The organism is Microbulbifer mixtoriginis (SeqCode), from assembly GCF_052466865.1.
On the sequence record NZ_CP174293.1, the window covers coordinates 978,744 to 998,681 of the forward strand.

Annotated in this window: 16 protein-coding genes; 9 read left to right on the top strand and 7 right to left on the bottom strand. The window is 50.2% G+C overall.

Going from position 1 to position 19,938, the window contains the following annotated elements:
• Positions 1-153 precede the first annotated feature (153 nt).
• Together ACJJJA_RS04490 and ACJJJA_RS04495 are read right to left on the bottom strand one after the other, a co-directional pair.
• A complete protein-coding gene (locus ACJJJA_RS04490; RefSeq protein ID WP_444903856.1) occupies positions 154-2,223 on the bottom strand; it encodes a M13 family metallopeptidase in 2,070 nt (689 codons plus the stop codon).
• Between the two features lie 202 nt (positions 2,224-2,425).
• Positions 2,426-3,661, bottom strand: coding sequence for a TonB family protein (locus ACJJJA_RS04495; RefSeq protein WP_444903857.1), 1,236 nt, complete (start codon positions 3,659-3,661; stop codon positions 2,426-2,428).
• A gap of 343 nt (positions 3,662-4,004) precedes the next feature.
• Here ACJJJA_RS04495 and ACJJJA_RS04500 point away from each other — a divergent pair, with 343 nt between their 5' ends.
• The 4 genes from ACJJJA_RS04500 (at position 4,005) to ACJJJA_RS04515 (ending at position 10,394) form a co-directional block, all read left to right on the top strand.
• Positions 4,005-4,703, top strand: a complete 699-nt coding sequence (locus tag ACJJJA_RS04500; RefSeq protein WP_252084550.1) for a cyclic nucleotide-binding domain-containing protein — start codon at positions 4,005-4,007, stop codon at positions 4,701-4,703.
• Between the two features lie 268 nt (positions 4,704-4,971).
• Positions 4,972-6,159, top strand: coding sequence for an efflux RND transporter periplasmic adaptor subunit (locus tag ACJJJA_RS04505; protein WP_444903858.1), 1,188 nt, complete (start codon positions 4,972-4,974; stop codon positions 6,157-6,159).
• Positions 6,160-6,161: 2 nt separating this feature from the next.
• Entirely contained in the window at positions 6,162-9,314 is a 3,153-nt protein-coding gene (locus tag ACJJJA_RS04510; RefSeq protein WP_444883756.1) for an efflux RND transporter permease subunit, read from the top strand.
• A 114-nt stretch (positions 9,315-9,428) separates the two neighbouring features.
• Positions 9,429-10,394 carry a phosphoribulokinase gene (locus ACJJJA_RS04515; RefSeq protein WP_444899091.1) on the top strand — a complete coding sequence of 322 codons (966 nt, stop codon included), beginning with the start codon at positions 9,429-9,431 and terminating at the stop codon, positions 10,392-10,394.
• Between the two features lie 70 nt (positions 10,395-10,464).
• Here ACJJJA_RS04515 and ACJJJA_RS04520 read toward each other — a convergent pair whose 3' ends face one another.
• Positions 10,465-11,385 carry a hypothetical protein gene (locus tag ACJJJA_RS04520; protein WP_444888013.1) on the bottom strand — a complete coding sequence of 307 codons (921 nt, stop codon included), beginning with the start codon at positions 11,383-11,385 and terminating at the stop codon, positions 10,465-10,467.
• 1,484 nt (positions 11,386-12,869) lie between these two features.
• Positions 12,870-13,274 (bottom strand): hypothetical protein, encoded by a 405-nt coding sequence (locus tag ACJJJA_RS04525; RefSeq protein WP_252084555.1) that lies wholly within the window; start codon positions 13,272-13,274, stop codon positions 12,870-12,872.
• A 157-nt stretch (positions 13,275-13,431) separates the two neighbouring features.
• Here ACJJJA_RS04525 and ACJJJA_RS04530 point away from each other — a divergent pair, with 157 nt between their 5' ends.
• Together ACJJJA_RS04530 and ACJJJA_RS04535 are read left to right on the top strand one after the other, a co-directional pair.
• The gene (locus ACJJJA_RS04530) at positions 13,432-13,884 is read left to right on the top strand and encodes a methylglyoxal synthase (RefSeq protein WP_444883759.1); all 453 of its coding nucleotides are present in this window, start codon (positions 13,432-13,434) and stop codon (positions 13,882-13,884) included.
• Between the two features lie 185 nt (positions 13,885-14,069).
• Complete coding sequence (locus ACJJJA_RS04535) at positions 14,070-14,492, top strand: ExbD/TolR family protein (protein WP_252084556.1); 423 nt, start codon at positions 14,070-14,072, stop codon at positions 14,490-14,492.
• On the opposite strand, the gene ACJJJA_RS04540 is transcribed toward ACJJJA_RS04535, so the two are convergent.
• Both ACJJJA_RS04540 and ACJJJA_RS04545 read right to left on the bottom strand, forming a co-directional pair.
• Positions 14,462-14,881 carry a hypothetical protein gene (locus tag ACJJJA_RS04540; RefSeq protein ID WP_444903859.1) on the bottom strand — a complete coding sequence of 140 codons (420 nt, stop codon included), beginning with the start codon at positions 14,879-14,881 and terminating at the stop codon, positions 14,462-14,464. The two genes, ACJJJA_RS04535 and ACJJJA_RS04540, sit on opposite strands and share 31 nt — an antisense overlap.
• Positions 14,882-14,939: 58 nt before the next feature.
• The gene (locus ACJJJA_RS04545) at positions 14,940-15,116 is read right to left on the bottom strand and encodes a tryptophan 2,3-dioxygenase family protein (RefSeq protein WP_444903860.1); all 177 of its coding nucleotides are present in this window, start codon (positions 15,114-15,116) and stop codon (positions 14,940-14,942) included.
• Between the two features lie 126 nt (positions 15,117-15,242).
• On the opposite strand from ACJJJA_RS04545, the gene ACJJJA_RS04550 reads away from it, so the two are divergent.
• From ACJJJA_RS04550 to ACJJJA_RS04560, 3 genes are all read left to right on the top strand, one after another.
• Positions 15,243-16,490, top strand: a complete 1,248-nt coding sequence (locus tag ACJJJA_RS04550) for a Zn-dependent hydrolase (protein WP_444903861.1) — start codon at positions 15,243-15,245, stop codon at positions 16,488-16,490.
• Positions 16,491-16,575: 85 nt separating this feature from the next.
• On the top strand, positions 16,576-17,496 hold the full coding sequence (locus ACJJJA_RS04555; RefSeq protein WP_444903862.1) for a dimethylarginine dimethylaminohydrolase family protein: 921 nt from the start codon (positions 16,576-16,578) through the stop codon (positions 17,494-17,496).
• A 375-nt stretch (positions 17,497-17,871) separates the two neighbouring features.
• Positions 17,872-18,651, top strand: a complete 780-nt coding sequence (locus tag ACJJJA_RS04560) for an enoyl-CoA hydratase (protein WP_252084561.1) — start codon at positions 17,872-17,874, stop codon at positions 18,649-18,651.
• Positions 18,652-18,687: 36 nt separating this feature from the next.
• On the opposite strand, the gene glpQ is transcribed toward ACJJJA_RS04560, so the two are convergent.
• On the bottom strand, positions 18,688-19,785 hold the full coding sequence (gene glpQ / locus ACJJJA_RS04565) for a glycerophosphodiester phosphodiesterase (RefSeq protein WP_252084562.1): 1,098 nt from the start codon (positions 19,783-19,785) through the stop codon (positions 18,688-18,690).
• Between the last annotated feature and the right edge of the window lie 153 nt (positions 19,786-19,938).

Genomic DNA, 19,938 nt, shown 5'->3' on the forward strand with positions numbered 1-19,938 from the left:
GTCCATCCTGTAGTGTTGATGAAATGGATGGTACAAGAATGAGGAAATATTGGGAGAGAGGGAAACTTCGAGGAAAATATTGAGAGAAACCGGCCGCCGGGGCGGCCGGTAGAGCGGAAAGCCGGTAACAGATGGCAGGATTATTGCCAGCGATTACCAGATCTTCACGCGCTCCTCTTTCGGCAGGTACATACCGTCACCTTCTTTAATATCAAAAGCTTCGTAGAAAGCTTCGATATTGGGGAGGACCCCTTTCACTCGGTACTCCGCAGGAGAATGGGTATCCACCTTCATACGGCCGCTCAGAGCTTCATCGCGGATCTTGCTACGCCAAACCTGTGCCCAGCCCATAAATACGCGCTGATCACCGGTGAAACCGTCGATGACCGGTGCTTTTTTACCGTTCAGGGACATTTTGTAGGCTTTATAGGCGATGCCGAGGCCGGACAAGTCGCCGATGTTTTCACCCAGAGTCAGCTTGCCGTTGATGTGTTCATCTTCTAAGGGTTCGTAGGCGTCGTATTGGGAGACCAGCTTACTGGTTAGGCTCTCAAAGTTATTGCGGTCAGAGTCAGTCCACCAGTTATTTAGGTAGCCTTTGCCATCGAATTTACTGCCCTTGTCATCGAAGCCGTGACCGATTTCATGGCCGATCACACCACCGATACCGCCGTAGTTCACTGCATCGTCGGCATTCATATTAAAGAATGGCGGTTGCAGAATTGCTGCGGGGAACACGATCTCGTTCATTGCCGGGTTGTAGTAGGCATTCACGGTCTGTGGGCTCATGCCCCACTCACCGCGGTCGATGGGCTTGCCCAGTTTGTTGCGATCATAACTGGCCTCAAACATATTGGCTGCCAGCACATTGCCCACCAGGTTATCGGCATCTACCTTGAGTGCGGAGTAGTCACGCCACTTGTCCGGGTAGCCAATCTTGGTGGTGAAGTTTTCCAGCTTAAACAATGCCTGTTTGCGGGTGTCCTCACCCATCCACTCCAAGGACTCGATGGATTCACGGTAGGCGGCTTTCAGGTTGTCCACCAGCACAGTCATGCGCGCTTTAGCTTCCGGTGGGAAGTACTTTTCAACGTAGCGCTTGCCGACCAACTCACCCACTGCGCCATTCACAAACTGGGTGCCGCGCTTCCAACGGGGTTCCATCTGCTCTACGCCGTGGAGTTTGGTGTTGTAAAAATCGAAATGTGCCTGGGCAAGCTCACTGTGCATGTAAGGCGCCATGGCGGAAAGTACCTTGACCTTCAGGTAGCGTTTCCAGGTGGCCATATCGGTGTCGACAATGATCTGATTAGCGGCTTCCAGGTACTCGGGCTGGCCCACAATAAAGCTGTCAGCCTTGCCCAGTTTGGCTGCGCTTAGGTAGCTGTTCCAGTCAACTGCGGGCATCAGCTTTTTCAGCTCCGCAGTGGATTTCTTGTTGTAATACTTTTCGGGGTCGCGGTTGTCCAGACGTGTACGGTGATACTTGGCGAGGCTCTCTTCCAGCTTGAAGATTTTCTTGGAGAACGCTTCGGCATTATCCAGCTGGCCTAACTTTTGAATTTCTACCAGATACTCTTTATAGGCCTTGCGCAGCCCCTTGCTCTTCTCGGTATCTTCGAAATAGTAGTCGCGGTCGGGCATACCCAGGCCGGCCTGCCACAGGTAGAAAATATAGTTCTCGACCTCTTTCAGGTCTTGGTAGATGCCGCCACCGAAGGGTACGTCGTAGCCGGCGATATCAGCGTAGGCGAAATAGTTGGTCAGATCCTTGCGGGTCTTAATTGCGTCGATTTTGGCGAGTTCGGAGGAGACAGCGGTAATGCCTTTCTTTTCAATCAGCTTTTCATTCATAAAGCTGTTGTAGAGGTCACCGATCTGCTTGGCATCTTTGCTGCTGGCGCCTTTACTGGCCTCCATGATCAGTGTTTTAACTTGTTCTGTGCTTTTGTCTCTCAGGGTTGTGAAGCCGCCCCAGAGGGATTTATCTGCTGGAATTTCGGTGTTCTTTAGCCAGGTGCCGTTTACATAGGCGAAGAAGTCATCCTGTGGGCGAACACTAGTATCCATCGCGGTGAGGTCGATACCGGAAGTGAGCTGCTGCTGTTCAGCAGTGGCCTTATGGTGGCTGGAGCCACTGTGATCGTGGGCGTGAGCTGTTAGTGACAGCTGGGTGCCGGCGAGAATGCCTGCAATAGCGACAGGTAGTAATAGTTTTTTCATTTCGGCTCTTTTGGCTAAATTTTGTACAGTTGTATCAAACGTACATGGTAAAAGGGGATAGTAAGGTTGGGCAAGAGGGCTGCGTTTAGCGGCGGATGGATTGCGGCAGATGGTGGCTTGGCTAATTTGGTTAGGAGTTACAAATTTAGCGAAATTTCTTAGTAAAAAGCCCCACAGAGTGGGGCTTTTGCGAAAGAGTGGGTCAGTCGGGTAGATTGAAGGTAATCGGCAGTGAGAAGCTGAAAGTCTCCTCGCCCAGCTGGGAGGGTACTGCGGGGTATGGCGCCGCTCTCTCTACCGCAGCGCGAGCTTCACGGTTGAGAGTACCAAAGCGGGATTCTTGCACTGCCTGAATCTCCTCTACTTCACCGCGGGTGTTAATAACCACATTCAGGCGCACACTACCTTCCTGGCCCCGCTCCTGGGCGCGTTTCGGATAGCGAATATGACGGTAGGTGTGGCGCAGTAGATTGGAAGTGTAAATTTGGCGAGCCAAGATCATACCGGCGGTTAGGGGGGCCTCTTCTTCCTCCTCAAACTCCTCATCCATTTCTGCCAGCGCTATATCCTCAGGGCTGTTTGCGGCTAGTTGGATAGGCTCGCCGCTATTTTCGTTTTCCTGCTGCAGGGGGGCTTCCTCTGTCTGTGAAAGCCCATCGGTGACTCCAGTCTGAGCTACCTGCTCTGTGATTTGCTCGGCCACCTCCAACACTTCGGAGCTTGCCGGAGTCAGAGTCATGGTGGGCGGGGCGAGATCCACCTCAACCAGTGTGGGCTTGGATAGCTCCTCCTCTTTCTGTGGTGCCTGCGCCGCCGCCAGGGCTTCCTCTTGGCTAATCAACTTCAACTGCAGCTCGGCGATCCGCTCGCTGCTGGGCTCTAGGCTCTCAAAAGTGGAGCGCAGGGAGTCGGGAATATTTCCGGCAGAGAGCAGTCCGTCACGAAAATCTGTCGAGGGGGGGACAGGGCCGATCCAGGCGCGCAGCAGGGTATTGAAGAAATCCGGATTGGCTATCTCACCGAGGGTGATACCATTCAGGGAAACCGAAGTGATACCGCTGTCGGCGGCAAAATCGATGGCTAACTGGTCCCCACGGTGCAGGCGGCCTTTAAACAGGTTGGCAAAGGTCACCATATCCTCCGCCTGACTGCTCAGGGTGTCACCGCGGTTATTGATGGCGATACTTTCCATCCACTGGTTGCGGAAACGGCGCGCGGGCAGGCTTTTGGCGAGCACCCGTACTTCCAGGCGCCGCGGTGTCTCTGGGGTGAAAAGGCCGGCTGAATCACTGGAAAGACTCTCCGAGTAGACAGCGGCTATATAGAGTTCTTTGTTAAATTGTTGTTCGAGTGCAAGGCCATTTAGGAGCGGTGCAGCTGAGGTAGTTACAGCAAATGTTAACACCCAAAGTGAGAAGACAATTTTTATCGATTTCATTGTTCTATGGTGTCTGCATATCCGGACACACGGGTCCCGGTAATTAAGATTGAGGTGTCCCTCCCCGGTGCACACAAATCAGATGAAATAGTGCGCATTCAAAGTGTGAGTGAGCACACTGTACTCAACACTTCGCCTAACTCTACTGCAACTGGAATGGAGTTCAAGCCTGGAGAGGTTAGAATGCCCCCCTTCGCAGGATCGCGGGTGCCGAGTGGGAAACGATTGTCATAGCCAACGATGTGTGTGGCAGATCGATATCGTTTAGAATCCGGCATCGCCAAGTGGCATCGGCCACACTTTTAGAAAAAATGGAAAAGTTTTCACTAATTTTGCGGTATCTATGGAAACCAAGCCCCTTATTGACTATCCGCGGGAAGCTGTCGATAAGCTTCTTAACGTCATTCATCTGTTTCGAGATATTCGTGCGGCCAGTGAGTGGCAGTACGATGTATTGTTAAAGCGCTCCCGACTTTTGAGTTTGGAACCTGGCGAACAGCTGCTGCGCGCCGGCGACGTGGATCAGTGGGTTTTTTTCCTTTTGCGGGGAGAACTGCAGGTTCAAGTGGAGGGCAATGGGCTTAATGGCGAGCGTCCCCTGGCGGTTATTCGCCCAGGGGAATTATTTGGCGATCTCTCTATGTTGTTGGCAGAGCCTCGTAGCGCGAATATTTTTGCTGCGCACAATAGCCGCGAGACCCAGGTGCTCGGGCTCGATTGCTCCCTGTTTGGGGATCTTGAAGATTTCACTCTGCTGCAGTTGCCAACAAAATTGACGTTTTATCGCAATATGGTGCATTCGCTGCGCTGGAAGTTGGAAGTGTATCGCTCTAAGTACCCCAGCCATCAACTGGCCGACAGCCATCGCAAATTAAAGCTTTACACAGGGCCAAAGAATAGCCGCGAAGAGTTAGTTGCCCTGGCCGAACAGGCAAGGGCTCTGGCCAGAATACTTCTCGATTGGAATGCAGAATTTGGTTCCGGTGAACTGATTGATGATGAGTCAGACATGCTGGGCTTTTTGGAATCGATGCTGTCTTAATTCTCACTAAATGATGCGGTCGGAGTGCCCTGTGAAGACAGTCTGACCGATTTCCCCTCTTTGCCCCACGCGAAGCACCTGCCCCTTCTTATACTCAATTTACTCAGACATCGACTGATGTTACCGGCCCCGCAGCCTTGTCAGCTGGTCTATTTCTCTGAAAATTCAATTTAGGAATACGACTGGGCTGTGTAAAATTTGGCCTACTCAAAACACTGCGCCAGCGTTGCTGCCGGCCGCTTTATTTGTGCCTGACAGGTTTCTATTTATGAGTGCACTGGTATCTATCTGGTCTAACCGAAATTATCGAATCGCATTACTCGTTACCCTACTGGCCCTTGCCTGGCTATTCAGTGGAGTTTTGCTACCTGAAGAGGATAGTGAGAGTGCGAATTCCGCCGAAAAAGCGGGGATTGTTCCCGAGGCGGCGATGCGGGTTCAGGCCCGGCGGATTGAGGCTCAGTCCTACGCGACACGGGTGTTGGTCAATGGGCATACCGAAGCAAATCGCAGCGTGCGCCTGAGAGCGGAACTGGATGGTGTTATAGCCCGGCTGCCAGTGCCAGAGGGAAGCCAAGTACAACAGGGTGAGGTGATCTGTGAAATCGAAGCGGAGGACCGTCTGGAAAAACTGGCCCTGGCCGAAGCCGCGCTCAATAAAGCGCGTCTGGATTATGCTGGCGCTGAGCGGCTAAAAAAGAAAGGCTTGCAGTCCGATACGGCCATGGCTCAGCAGAATGTTGCTCTGGCGCAAGCGCAGGCGGATTTCACCTCGGCCAAGGTGATGGTGGATAACTTGAAAATCCGCGCGCCTTTTGCCGGCGTGGTCAATAAGCGCGTAGTAGAGCTGGGTGATTTTATTCGCCGGGGAGAAGAATGTGCGACCCTGCTGGATTTGGATCCAATTCTGGTAGTTGGTGAGGTCTCCGAGAATCAAGTGGGCAATTTAGTGCCCGCGGGCCCGGCCAGTGCAGAATTACAACGTGGTATTCCGGTTCAGGGTAAATTGCGTTACATCAGCCAGCAGGCTCAAGAGATCACCCGCGCTTACCGTGTCGAGGTGGCAGTGAATAATCCCGGCAACTTGCTGCGCGGTGGTTTAAGTGGTCGCTTGGCTCTGCCCACCGGTGAAATACTGGCACACCATATTAACTCCTCACTACTGACTCTGGATGACAGCGGCACACTGGGTGTGCGGGTGCTCAATGAAAACAATCGGGTCGATTTTATCAATGTCACTTTGGTGGGTGATGGAGACGGGGGTGTTTGGGTCAGTGGCCTGCCGGACCCGGTTACTCTGATCACCGTCGGTCAGGAATATGTGAGCCAGGGCGATATTGTCAAGGTGGAAATGTCTCCACCAGAACCTGCACCCAGTGTGCAATCCCAGCCTGTGGATATCACCCCTGAGCCGGTTTCAGTGCCCAGTGCACAGGATGATCAGGAAGGTAACTAGCGATGAAATTATTGGAGAATGCGATTGCGCGCAATCGCAGTGCCATTTGCCTGATGTTGCTGATTGTCTTAGTGGGGCTTGTGGCCCGCGGTGCTATGACAATTGAATCTAGCCCTGAAGTGAATCCGCCATTTGTCATGGTGCAGGTTACCCATGAGGGGATTTCTCCTGAGGATGGCGTGCGCCTTTTGGTGCGCCCCTTGGAGCAGGAAATCCGTGCGGTCGAGGGAGTTGTCGAGGTGATTGCGGTCGCCCGTGAGTCCCTGGCCTATATAGTGGTGGAATTTGACTCCGCAATTGATGTGGATGATGCGGTGGATGATATACGCAACGCGGTGGAGAGGGCCCGTGCAGAGCTGCCAAGGGATGCGGAAGAACCCACCGTTGAGGAGGCATCGGCGCAACCTTTTCCCACCATTGTGGTTACCCTCTCTGGGGAAAAAGTTAGTGAGCGGGTACTGCTCAGTAGTGCCCAGTTACTTAAGCGCAAAATAGAAAATATCAGCGATGTATTGAGCGCAGATCTACACGGTAATCGCGAAGAGGTAGTCGAGGCAACTATTGATCCGGTGCGCCTGGAGCACTATCAGGTGACCAGTGCAGAGCTGATTAACGCGGTGCTGGGTAATAACTTGCTGATTCCCGCAGGAGAATTGGATACAGATCGCGGGCGCTTTTCTGTCAAAGTTCCCGGCCTGATTGAGAGTGCACAGGATGTTTATGAGATCCCGTTAAAGAATTCGGCAGATGGCGTCGTTACCCTGGGTGATGTGACCGATATTCGCCGCACCTTCAAGGATGCTGTGAGTTTTACCAGCATCAACGGTCGCCCCGGTCTCGCTATTAATGTCGAGAAACGCAATGACGCCAGCTCCGTAAATGTGGCAGATCGGGTCAGATCGGTTGTGCAAGAGGAGCTGGGAGCTTTACCCCAAGGCGTAAAAGTGGAGTTTGTTTTTGACCAGTCCAACTTTGCGCGGGATATGGTCAGTGAAATGCAGGGCAATATTCTTACCGCAATGCTGCTGGTAATGATTATTGTGGTGGCTGCCCTGGGTTTCCGCTCAGGCATTCTGGTTGGATTGGGGGTGCCATTCTCGCTGCTGTTCGGTTCTATCGTCACCTGGTATCTGGGGTACTCCTTTAATTTTATGGTGATGTTCGGCATGTTACTGGCCCTCGGTATGCTGATCGATGGTTCCATCGTGATTACCGAATTTGCCGATCGAAAAATGGCAGAGGGTTTGAGTGCTCGTAACGCTTATATCGCATCGGTCAGTCGTATGTTTTGGCCGGTTGTCGCCTCAACGGCAACTACGCTCGCCGCTTTTCTTCCGATAATGCTGTGGCCGGGAGTGGTCGGCGAGTTTATGCGCTACCTGCCGGTGACTGTCTTTGCGGTATTAGCGGGATCACTGCTCTATGCACTGTTTTTTGCTCCGGTGCTGGGCGCTTTATTTGGCAAAAGTAATTTAACAGCTTCAACGCGTAGCTACTTAAAGCAGTTAGAGGAGGGGCAGCCCACGCTCCTACCGGGAATTACCGGTTACTATGCCCGCCTCTTGGCCTTTGTCTTGCGTCGCCCGGGGATGGCCTTTACCACCACAATTGTTCTCTTGGTCTGCATATTTATTGCTTTTGGCCGCTTTGGTGCCGGGGTTGAATTTTTCACCGAGACCGAAGAGCAGTACGGCAATGTTGAGATTAGAGCGCAGGGCAATCTCTCCATGGCGGAGAAGAAAGTGCTGGTCGCCCAAGTGGAAAAAGCGGTCCTGAGTATTCCAGAAGTACGTATAGCGCACACGACAATCGGTTCCGGTGGAATTTCCGGTAACTCCGATCGTGCCCCGGACCAGATTGCCAATATGTTGGTGGAGCTGCTGCCGGCTGAAGAGCGCGAGCGGCGCAGCCGGGAAGTTTTCGAAGATATTCGTGCACGCACAGCAAATTTTGCAGGGATCAAGGTTACGGCTAACGTAATGGAAGGCGGCCCGCCAGTTGGCAAAGATATTGTGTTAGAGCTACGCGGGCAGAACTATGAAAAATTATTGGCCGAGACTTGGCGACTACACCGTGCAATGGAAGATGATTTCGGTGGTTTACGAGATATTGTCAATACTGCACCACTGCCAGGGATTCAGTGGGAGGTGCGGGTGGATCGTGCCAAGGCCTCCTTGTATGGAGCTGATCTGACTGAAGTAGGACGAGCGGTTCAGCTGGTAACCAACGGTGTGCGAGTGGCTGAATACCGTCCCGATGATACTGATGAAGAGGTGGATATTCGTATTCGTTACCCGCAAAGTGCTCGCGGTATAGCCGCTCTTGATCAACTCAAGGTCAACACTCCGCGCGGTACAGTGCCTATCAGCAGCTTTGTACATACAGTGGCCATGCCGAAAGTAGACAAAATTGAAAGGATCGACGGCATTACCCGCATGCAAGTAAAAGCTGACGCTCAGGAGGGTGTGTTGCCAGACGATAAGGTCAAAGAAATCCGGGCTTGGCTTGAGCAGAATCCGGTAGATCCAAGCGTGGAGTTATTATTTCGCGGTGCGGATGAAGAGCAGAGTGAGTCCTTTCAGTTTCTAGGGGTGGCTTTTCTACTTTCACTGTTTTTGATGTTTATCCTGTTAGTAACCCAATTCAACAGTTTTTATCAGTCATTGCTGATCTTGTCTTCGGTGATTATGTCGACGATTGGTGTGATGTTGGGTTTATTGCTTAGCCAGAGCACCTTCAGTGTCATCATGACTGGAGTAGGGATTGTTGCCCTCGCGGGGATTGTGGTTAACAACAATATTGTTTTGATCGATACCTATAACTTTGTACGTAAAAGTGAGCCTGACCTTAGCCCCGCAGAGGCTGCCCTCAAAGCTTCCACGCAGAGGTTACGCCCGGTATTTCTCACTACTGCGACGACGATTTTAGGTTTGTTGCCGCTAGCCCTAGGTGTGAGTGTCGACATGGTAGGACGAAATGTTGTGGTCGACGGTGTAATCGCATCATTCTGGGTCAAACTGGCCAGTGCTATCGTCTATGGATTGTCCTTCTCCACACTCCTGACGTTACTGGTGACCCCGGTTCTTTTGGTTTTGCCTGGGCATTTGCGCAGCAAACTCTCTTGGAGAAAGTTAGCAGGTCCTCGATTGAGCTAGCATATTCAGTATTAAATTATTCTTGTGATCACTTTTTACGGGGGCCATGGCCCCCGTTTCTTTATGGTGAATAAGAGGCTTGATTAAAAATTGGAGCAGAATCTGGAGGGAAGATTGGGAAACAAGTTAGAGACTGGAATATGTCGCTGGCCGGAGGAAATTATCAAACTTAGCCGTGAATTAGCAGGGACAAGTCTACGGCAAGTGATTGGTAGTTTTATTCAGAAGCACCAACTGCCAGCAGATTTTTCTCATGAGATAGAGGCCTATTACTTGCCATTGGCTTTATGGCTCATGAAAAGACACAAGGAAGGGCAGACCCTGGTTGTGGGGATTAGTGGTGGGCAGGGCACTGGCAAGTCAACGTTATCGGACTTTATTTGCCTGATCCTGGCGAAACAGGGGTTCAACTGCTGTACTTTTTCTTTGGATGACATTTACCTGACTCATTCCCAGCGGCTGCAGCTCTCCCAAGAGGTTCACCCGCTCTTGCGCACCCGAGGAGTACCGGGCACTCACGATGTTCAATTGGGGTTAGATACTCTGGATGCTCTTTGCAGTGCTGGAGATCAGTCACAAGTTTATCTGCCGCGTTTTGATAAATCCAAAGATGACAGGGTGCCCAGTAACCTTTGGCCTGTGCATAGTGGCAAGGTGGATATTGTATTGCTTGAGGGATGGTGTCTCGGCGCTAAGGCATCGATAACACCAATTCAGCCTATTAATTCATTGGAGAGGTTAGAGGACACTTCCGGCAGCTGGAGACGTTTTATTAATCAGCAACTGGAAGGGATCTATCGCGAACTATTTCAGCGCGTGGATATCATGGTGATGCTGTGTGCTCCTGGAATGGAGTCAATTTTTGAGTGGCGCAAACTACAGGAACAAAAGTTACATAAACGTACAGGGGCGGGGATGGAGGAGTCTGAGCTGGACCGCTTTATTGAGCACTATGAACGGATAACACGAAATCTGTTAATTGATATGCCTAACTGGGCCGATTGCATTTTGTATTTGGGGAAGGATCACCACATACGCGCGGTCAGTATTGGTGTTCAAATCGGTGAGTACAAAGGATAGCCCCCGGGCTTGCCGGGGGCGGTTCAGCGGGCGCTGTTGTTCCCGCTGAACAAGCTAAGTGAGTTACTTATTACTTAGCCTTGGGCGGACGACCACGGCCGCGCTTTACAGGAGCAGCTTCAGTTGCAGCTGGGGCTGCGGCTTCGACTTTTTTGGGGCGCCCTGGCTTTTTCTTGGCTGCTTCGCTTTTAGCCGGGCGACCGGGCTTCTTTTTCGCAGTTTCTGCCTTTGGCGGGCGGCCGCGACCGCGTTTTACAGGAGCAGCTTCAGTTGCTGCGGCTTCTGTTTCTGCTTTCTTTGGACGGCCAGGCTTTTTCTTGGCAGCTTCGGTTTTGGCTGGACGACCGGGCTTTTTAGCTTCTTCGGTTTTCTTTGGGCGCCCCGGCTTTTTCTTGGGCTCTTCAGTAGTGGCTGCAGCCTTAGGAGGACGGCCTGGCTTCTTCTTAGCTGAGTCAGCTTTGGCTGGGCGACCGGGCTTTTTCTTTACCGCAGCAGCTTTTTTCTTCTCTGCAGTGGCAGCTTTCTTGGCAGCAGCTGCAGCTTTTTTGGCTTCTGCTGTAGCTTGCTTCTTCTCTTCGGTTGCCAGCTTCTTGGCGATAGCGGCTTCTTCTTTAGCGACGACTTTGGCTACTTTAGCCGCAAGCTTGTTTGCAGCTTTAATGCCGGCCAGCTCTTCTTTTGCTTCTGCAGCGGCAGTTTTGGCCTCTGCAGCGGCAGTTTTGGCTGCAGCAGCAGCATCACGCGCTTTTTTCAGCTGGTTTTGCTGGGCCGGGGTTTTCTTCTTAGCGCGGACAGCGGCAACTTTTTCTTGAGTCGCTTTAGCTTTTTCTGCGGTTTTCTTGGCACTGTTTGCCAACTTTTCTACTTTAGCGGTCAGGTCCTTCTCTTGTTTGAGACGGGCACTTTCCAGTTTTGCGGTAAGGGAGCGCAGCTCCGCTTCCAGCTGTGCAACATCGCTAGTGGCGACTGCGGATACTTTTTTTGTAGCCATTTAAATTTCCCTGCAAATGTATTGTTTTGTTAAATGGGGGCATTCCTATCAATTATTCTCAGCCATCTTCCCAGTGAAATGCACTGTCGAAGACGTCTGTTTTCGGCAGAAAACAATTGATAGTGAGTCCCCCCAAGTGAGCGGCGCTAATTGCAGCTTATTTGTATACCTAAATGCAAGTGTTTTATATGGAATTTTGCTATTTCATGTAAAAAAAATCGTTTTTTTTTATATATTTTCAATTTGAGGACCTAAAAAGAGAGTCGTAGTAGGTATTTGCGCAGTAAAGAAGGCTTTTGTTTTACTCTCGTTGCATAAACTGAAAGGTGTAATTGCAAGTGAATAGTTGAGTAATTTCCTATGGTTTATTGATGACTCTCGTTTTTGTATAAGAGATTAAACTGGAGAGCACTTACAGTTCCGATTTAGCGCAAACCCAGGTAGTGGGGTTAGTGTGTTGAGCAAGTAAAGAGTTAACAAAACTTAACGGACTGTTATCGACAAATGCTTAAGCTCGGAGCCTGCGACTATGAATCATTACAGTCTTTATCAGATGTAACCCTACCGCGCTGAGTTAATGTGGCTGAATACTGATTTCACTATAGTGAAAGTGACTCTAACCATGCCTTAAAAGCTCTGGCTTCTTAAGTGGAGTAAAAGTAGTGGCTGGCTCTGGAGAAATGCCCACTCTTTTCATGGGCCTCTAGTCTGGATGCACTGTCTAACAGAAGAACTTTGAAAGCCGTGGATATTACTATCCTGCACCTGCGAGAGGTTAGGGATGTCAAAGTTCAGCTGAGCCGTCGCGGATCAGTAAGGCACTTCTTATACGTGTACATGTAGGCTTTGATTAATTAGATAGCCTCTTTATTTATGGGGATATTACTCTGTTTAGGTGAGTTAAGAGAAAAGCTCGGTGGTTAAGCTGGATATTGGCCAAGAATTTTCCCATTGATGCCAACAGCCGATCTGAATTCTGGTTGAGTTTTGAGTGTTTGTGGCTATCTTGAAATAGTCGTAGGAACTAATCGCTTTGTTGCAGACTAACTCAACTGGTCTGTTAACTAAGTATCAAAAAGTTAGTGGGTATTTGCTGAGTGTTAAAACGCTCAAGAACATTCACTTGGGTAACTGGGATAATGAAGGCTTTAAAGTAAATTCTTTGTTATCTAGTGACAGGTTGAGTCTTTTGTAGAGTCATCACTTCCTGGAGCTAAAAGTATGCTTCCTAAGTAGGCATTGCTATGAATAGCCTTAGGGGGCTCAGTTTAATGCTGGGCAGAGAATTCTAGGTTAACAAGATATTCCCGTGCAGTGGTTTCTGGTAGTGATGGCGATTGCGGTGAATTAGCTGAAAGTTTTCAAGGTATCTTAATAGCGCTTGGAGATGGATTCTTCTTTATAAAGAGTTGATAACTTAAGCAGAGACTTTGGTGATAGAGGAAGGGATTGCGGCTCTATCACCGTGTCTTGGTATCTAAAGGTTACAGTGGCCCGTAGGGAAGGTAGCGGTTATTGGAGTGTTGACGAATCCAGAGAAGTTGTTCTTTTTGTAATGGTGCTTTGCGTTGGCGCAGCTCTTTGGCCAGGGGAATGACAGCAGACTCTGCCCCGGCATCCCAGCCGGTCAGTTCCATTTCTGCAAGGGTGAAGAAGCGTATGAGTTGCCATAACTGCTCGTTGTCCCAGTGTTGGCTCTCTTCTAACCATTGCTGAGCCGGCAAGCGAATCAGCTTTGAGGCCTTTAAGTCATCTTTATTTAGATTTGCGCTTAGGCTGTTATCAGAGGCGGCAACACTGATAAGCCTCTGTAATTGATCCCGGTCGAATTCCCACTGGTTTTCTTCTTGCCGGCCACTCACCTGTGGCTCCCAGGCTCCTACACTCATATTCTCTCCTTACTTAGGTACGAGGTTTTCACCATTATACCGAGGTGAACCTACTTCTGTGGGGAGCAATTCCTTAATACTTCGTGGGGTGGAGTAGAGGGAACAACTTCCGTGTGATTGGGATAATATAGAAGAGTTACTTTTTATTGAGGTCCTTATGGAATTTATCTCTAAGGCGTTACCCGCGAGTAAACGGATCGCCCTGGTCGCCCACGACAACCGCAAGGGGACCTTGATACAGTGGTGTCTTCGTCACCGTTATCTTCTGGAGAAGCACAGTCTTCTGGCTACGGGCACAACTGGCGGTAAGATAGAGGAAGCTACCGGTCTCAAAGTAGAGAAGCTATTGAGTGGTCCCCTAGGGGGGGATCAGCAGCTTGGAGCCCGAATCAGTGAAGGCAAGGTAGACTTGCTAGTCTTTTTCTGGGACCCCTTTGAGCCTATGCCTCACGATCCAGATGTCAAAGCACTGTTACGTATTGCTGCCGCTTGGAATATACCCGTGGCCTGCAATTCGAGTAGTGCAGACATGATTGTTCAGTCGACCCTAATGGAGCGTGAGTTTGACCGGGAGGTACCGGATTACCAGCGTTATCTGCAGCAGCGATAGTCGGATCTTTCGATCAAAAAATGATCTGATTATTCAGTTTGCTTTCTTAACGTATTGATTTTAAAGGGTTATTTCTATTGGTTATAGGTTGTACTTGCAATGCCTGGCGATTCGCGGCAATCTTGCCCACCAGATGAGACCGGTTAAACCGGCACCCTTGGTATTTGATAACAGCACGGTGTTTTATGAGTAGACGACGCGGAAAGGCCGTAGAAGAAGAGAAGGCGGATATCGACCTAACGCCCATGCTGGACGTAGTGTTCATCATGTTGATCTTCTTTATCGTAACGGCGTCCTTTGTAAAAGAGAAAGCGTTGGACGTAAATGTGCCTGATCCGAACCAGACCCAGGACAACCCGCCTGATTCAGATAAGCAAAACATCCTGCTGGTTGTGAACGCCAACGATGAGATCAGTCTTGCTGGTAGCCGTATTGATAGTCGCGCTGTTCGTGCCCGTATCGCGCAGCTGTATGCCGAGAACCCTCAAGCTATTGTGATTGTACGTGCGCATAACAAGTCGAGTGCGGATACTTATGTACAGATAGCGGATGCTGCTAAGGAAGTGAATCCGGCTATTCAAGTTTCCCTGGTGCCTTTCGAGAAGTAAACCAGAGAGAAGCGAACGAGCCTTCGCATTGCATAAAAAAAGCCAGCAATATGCTGGCTTTTTTTATGCCTGCTGCTAATTACTGAGACCCCGCAACGGGAGCCTTCAATAGCGCAGGAAAGGCGAACGGTAAAAATTGCTTTTTGCCCGCTCATGGCCGATCCGCCAGTGCCTGCTTTGCTTCCATCCTTCGCTCTACCATTATTGTTGTAAAGAACAGTCGATATCGAGCAGCCCTCACAGATCTCATTCAGCAGGGGATCATTGCGATAGATACCAATCAGAACCTTTATCTCGCAGAACTGAAATGACTGAAAGCCGCTGGCGGTTGAGAGCCGGTCCCTGAAGGATAAGAATTCTAGTAGTGTCAGCGTTTCAAGAATATTCACTTATTGAATCAGCGTACGGTAAATTTTATCCGCTCGCTTAAGGGGATGTAAGGCGTGGTCAACTGAAGAGCCATACCAGGAAGCTCTGTTCATGTAACATCTGCTTAAACCAGAGCTCGAAGCTCTGGTGTTTCACAATAAACAGAGGTTCATCTTGCTTAGAGCCATCTGATAGGGACTTCTGGCACCCTAGCAGCTCGTCTATTTTCAAGTATGAGCTATAAGTGAGAGTCATTTGGTAAATTCTGGTCGATTTTTGATCAGCGGCGAAATAATGCTCTCTTTAATCTGTAAGGATCAAAACATAACTTTTGCCAAAGTGATTAATATGATCCTCAATATCAGGCCCGGAGCTTTTTGAATGGAAAACCCCGCACAACAATTGCGTATTGATGGCACACGTCTCTGGCAAAGTCTTATGCAAATGGCTGAAATTGGTGCAACCCCTGCTGGGGGTTGTAACCGGCAGGCTCTGACTGATGAGGATCGTAAAGGGCGCGACCTGTTTGTACGCTGGTGCCGGGAAATCGGTTGTGAAATTCGCGTGGATCGCATGGGGAATATCTTTGCTCGCCGTTCCGGTACCGACAATGACCTCCCCGCAGTGATTACAGGATCGCATCTGGATACCCAGCCCACTGGCGGCAAGTTTGATGGAGTTTACGGTGTGCTGGCCGGCCTCGAAGTATTGCGCACCCTTGAGGAGGGTGGGGTTCGAACCAAGGCACCCCTGGAAGTGGTGGTGTGGACTAACGAAGAAGGGGCTCGGTTTTCACCAGCCATGGTCGGATCCGGTGTTTGGGCGGGGGAGTTTAGCCTCGATTATGGCCACAGCCGCATGGATAAATCTGGCATAACCATTGGCCAGGAGCTGGAGCGTATTGGGTATTTAGGTCCTGAACCGGTCCAGCCGGAACCTATCAAAGCGGCCTTTGAGGCGCATATTGAGCAGGGACCTATTCTGGAAAAACAGGATCAAGTGATTGGAGTCGTTACCGGGGTGCAGGGAATCCGCTGGTACGATGTGACCTTCTTTGGTACCCCCTGTCATGCAGGGCCCACCCCAATGGAGGATCGTCGCGACCCTGTCCAGGCCATGGCGTGGCTGTGCGAGAAACTATATGGGGAAGTGAAGGCTTACTCCGAGGATGCTCGGATTACCTGTGGCGACTTGCGTGCAGAACCGGGTAGCCGCAATACCGTACCGGAAAAAGTAGTGCTCGCATTGGATTTACGCCACCCAACACCGGAGGGGTTGGAGCATTTACACCGCACTCTCTACCGGGTAGCCGAGCAGGCGCAAGAGGCCAGCGGTGTTGTTATCGATGTACGCGAAGAGTGGTTCTCACCACCGGTGGCTTTTGATAAAGACTGTATTGAGGCGGTTGACAGTGCGGTACAAAACCTGGGTTATAGCAATCGTAAGATGGTTTCTGGAGCTGGGCACGACTCGGTCTATATCTCGCGGGTTGCACCCGTGTCTATGATTTTCGTTCCCTGTGCCGGGGGGCTTTCACACAATGAAGCGGAGTCGGCTGAGCCAGGCCACCTGGAAGCGGGCTGTAATGTTTTGTTGCACGCCATGTTAAATAGCGCCGAAGCGGGCTGATTATCCTTACTAGCCAAGATGCAATAAGAACGCCTGGTAAGCCTAAAAGGTTGGCTGGGTTCCTATCAATAGATTTAGGTTGATCATGAGTGAATTTACCTTGAAGTACCGCAAGGATAACGGTGGTACAGCTCCACTGACTAACTGGGGAATGGACTCGGAGTACGGCGTATTGCGCGATGTACTCATCGGGCCGGTGGATAACTTCAGCTGGCGCACGGGAAATGCCAGTGCACGCCGAGCTGAACGCTTAGGCATGCAGTTCGATCACAAAGTGGCTGAGATGCAGTATAAAGAAATGCTGGATGCCTATCGCCATGCGGGAGTGACTACCCATTTGATTCCGGCAGACAGCAGCTTGCCCTATCAGATCTACGGACGTGATTCTTCGGTAATGACGCCCTGGGGACCTATTGTTACGCAAATGTTTAGCCCTTGGCGCCGGGGGGAGTGGGCCCCTATCGTTAAGAAGTATGCGGAACTGGATATCCCCATTTATGATGTCATCACCGCCGGCTCTCTGGAAGGTGGTGACTTTATGGTGCTTGAGCCGGGAGTGATTCTGTGCGGTTATTCTGGTGAGCGCACCAGTCCTCAGGGCTTTGCGCAGATGAAGAGCTGGGTAGAGAAGGAGGGTTGGGAGGTAAAGGGCTACCAGTTTGACCCCTTCTTCCTGCATATCGATGTTATGGTGGCAATGCTGGCGGAAAAGCTTGCGGCCATCTGTGTTGATGCCGTCGAGCCGGAGCTGGTGCAGTGGTTTAAGAGTCGCAATATAGAGATTATCGATATTCCTTTCCCGCAAGTACTGGAACTGGGAGTTAATGTGGTGGCCCTGGGGAATGATCGAGTGATGCTACCCAAAGCCAATACTGGCCTTGCTGAGAAGTGTCGGGCCCATGGTCTTGAGGTAATTGATCCGGATATCTCCATGATTACTCCCGGAGGTGGTGGTGTTCATTGTATGTGCCAGCCTCTGCGTAGAGAATCCGCGCGAAAGCCCTAACAAGTGCCCTGAAAGAATAGCTCGGTGATCTATGAGCCACCGGGTTATTCCCGTCAACGAATGTGGTTGGTTATGAACTCGCCTCTGGGCTTATAGTCGTTAATATGAATCGCCTGTCAAAGGCGGCTCGCGGCTATACACCCGGTTATCAAGCCTTTTGTGCTAACTAATAAGATAAAAGTGGTTTCCCTTGGGAAAGGCATGGAAATTTCGCGCTAATCAACGGAAATCTGTTTATTTGCGGTTGCACACTTAGGCCAAGATCCTATTAGTATTCCGGAAGCACTATCAGAAGCTCTGCGTTTACTCACAGCTCTGTTTTTTGGCCGCTGCGGCTGTCTATCAGTCTTAAATGATTCGAACCCGGAGAACATTATGCAAAGCGCATGTGCGGAAATTCAGGCCCAGGTAAACGAGCGTATCCTGGAAATAACCATCAATCGCCCTGAGCGCAAAAATGCACTGACTATGGCTATGTATACTGCCATGGCAGAGTTGCTCAATAGTGCAGTCAATAATAGTGAAATCCGCGTAGTTATTCTCACTGGTGCCGAGGGCATTTTTACCAGTGGCAACGATTTGACAGATTTTCTCGGTGGCTCTGCAGAGGGTGAGGAGTCTCCGGTATTCCAGTTTATGAGCGCACTTTACAACTTTCCCAAGCCAGTGGTTGCAGCAGTGAATGGCCCTGCAGTGGGTATCGGTACCACTATGCTGTTGCACTGTGATCTGTCATTTGCCGGACACGATGCCCTGTTCCAAATGCCGTTTGTCAACCTGGGGTTATGCCCTGAGTATGGTTCCAGTTACTTATTGCCTCGTATTGCCGGCCACGCAAAAGCATCGGAATTATTGCTATTGGGCAAAAAGTTTAGTGCTCAGGAAGCTGTAGAGATCGGTATCTGTAATGCGGCGGTGGAGCCGGAGCAGGCGATTGTTCGGGCCCGAGAGGTGGCCGCTGAGCTAGCGGCGAAGGCACCGGCTGCCGTGCGGCTTTCCAAGCAGTTATTGCGTCGCGCAACCCAGGAAAAGGGTTTGGAGATTATTCAGGAGGAGGGTCGCCATTTCCAGGACCGCCTCACTTCTGAGGAGTTTAAAGAGGCGGCTACTGCCTTTATGGAGAAGCGCCCTGCAGATTTCTCAAAGTTCGATTAAAAAAGTGGCCCCTGATGCGGCCACTTTTTTGTTTGCTTAATATCTGCGTTTTCTATGGTGAGGGCGGGAAAGGTAATTGACAGCTTGATCGGGCTGGTCAGTAAAAATTCCATCGACGCGCAGTTGGTAGGCGGCAAAGTGGAGGAATTGGTTAAAGCTATCGAATTCCTCTGGAAGCTTCTCCGGGTCGGCGCGAAAAGTATAGGGGTGAACTTGGAGATCCCTACGATGGGCACGGCGGACGATATTATTGGCCCTTGGCTTGCCATCCTCAACTTCTATTAACATGGGGTACCAAGGGCCGATGCCATCGGCATAGCTGGTGATTTTGCGCATGCCGCCAGGCTCCAGCATCCAATCGTAATCATAATTTTGAATTATGCCATCAATCTCAATCAGTTTTTCCCCCCAGCTGGTTGCAGCAATAAGCTGAACGAGGGAAAGATCCATCCCCATGGCGGGCATTAGTTCAAACTTGATACGTTGTAACTCTTCTGCATCGAAGCACTGTAAAAAAACTTTTTGTTGTTTGTCGCTATAGCCGTATTCCTTAAGTTTTTGCAAAGCGATTGTGGCGATATCTTTTCCTTCCCAGTGGTGGAAGTATGGTTTTTTTATTTCTGGATAAATACCAATTTCATATCCAAGGGATTTATTTAAACCCTGGATGAGTTCTATTTCTTCTTCGAAAGTGGATAGTTGAAAACTGGATTTCCATAGGGGGAAGCGATGCGGGTATTTTGCCTGAGGCCCATCCTCGCCTATTGAGAAAGCTTCGCTAACACGGAGCTTTTTTAATTCTTCCAGCGTGAAATCGATAGTGTAGTAATGCCCATCTTCACGAGCTCGTCCAGGAAATATCTCTGCAACATTGGTGGTGCTATCGAGGTAGATATCATGCATCACGATCAGGTGATTATCTTTGCTAAGAACCAGATCCTGCTCAATATAATCTGGTCGCATAGCATAGGCCATGGCCTTTGCTTCGAGAGTGTGCTCTGGTAAGTAAGCAGAGGCACCACGATGAGCGATAACCAAGGGGGATTCGGCTCCAGCGGTACTGTTTTCAGCACAGGTGATATTTGCACTGGCAGAGCCAATGAGTAATAAGGTAGACAGAATTCTTTTGAACATTTGCAAGAGATCTCAAATAAGTGTGGGAAGCTTTCTAGCAAAAGAATATGACAGAGATATATCAATGCTAAAGTGGTTAAATATAGTGTGAACCATAGGGCATTTAGATTTGCTCAACGGTTTCAAGTGGCAAACCGGGCTTATTGCCCGGTT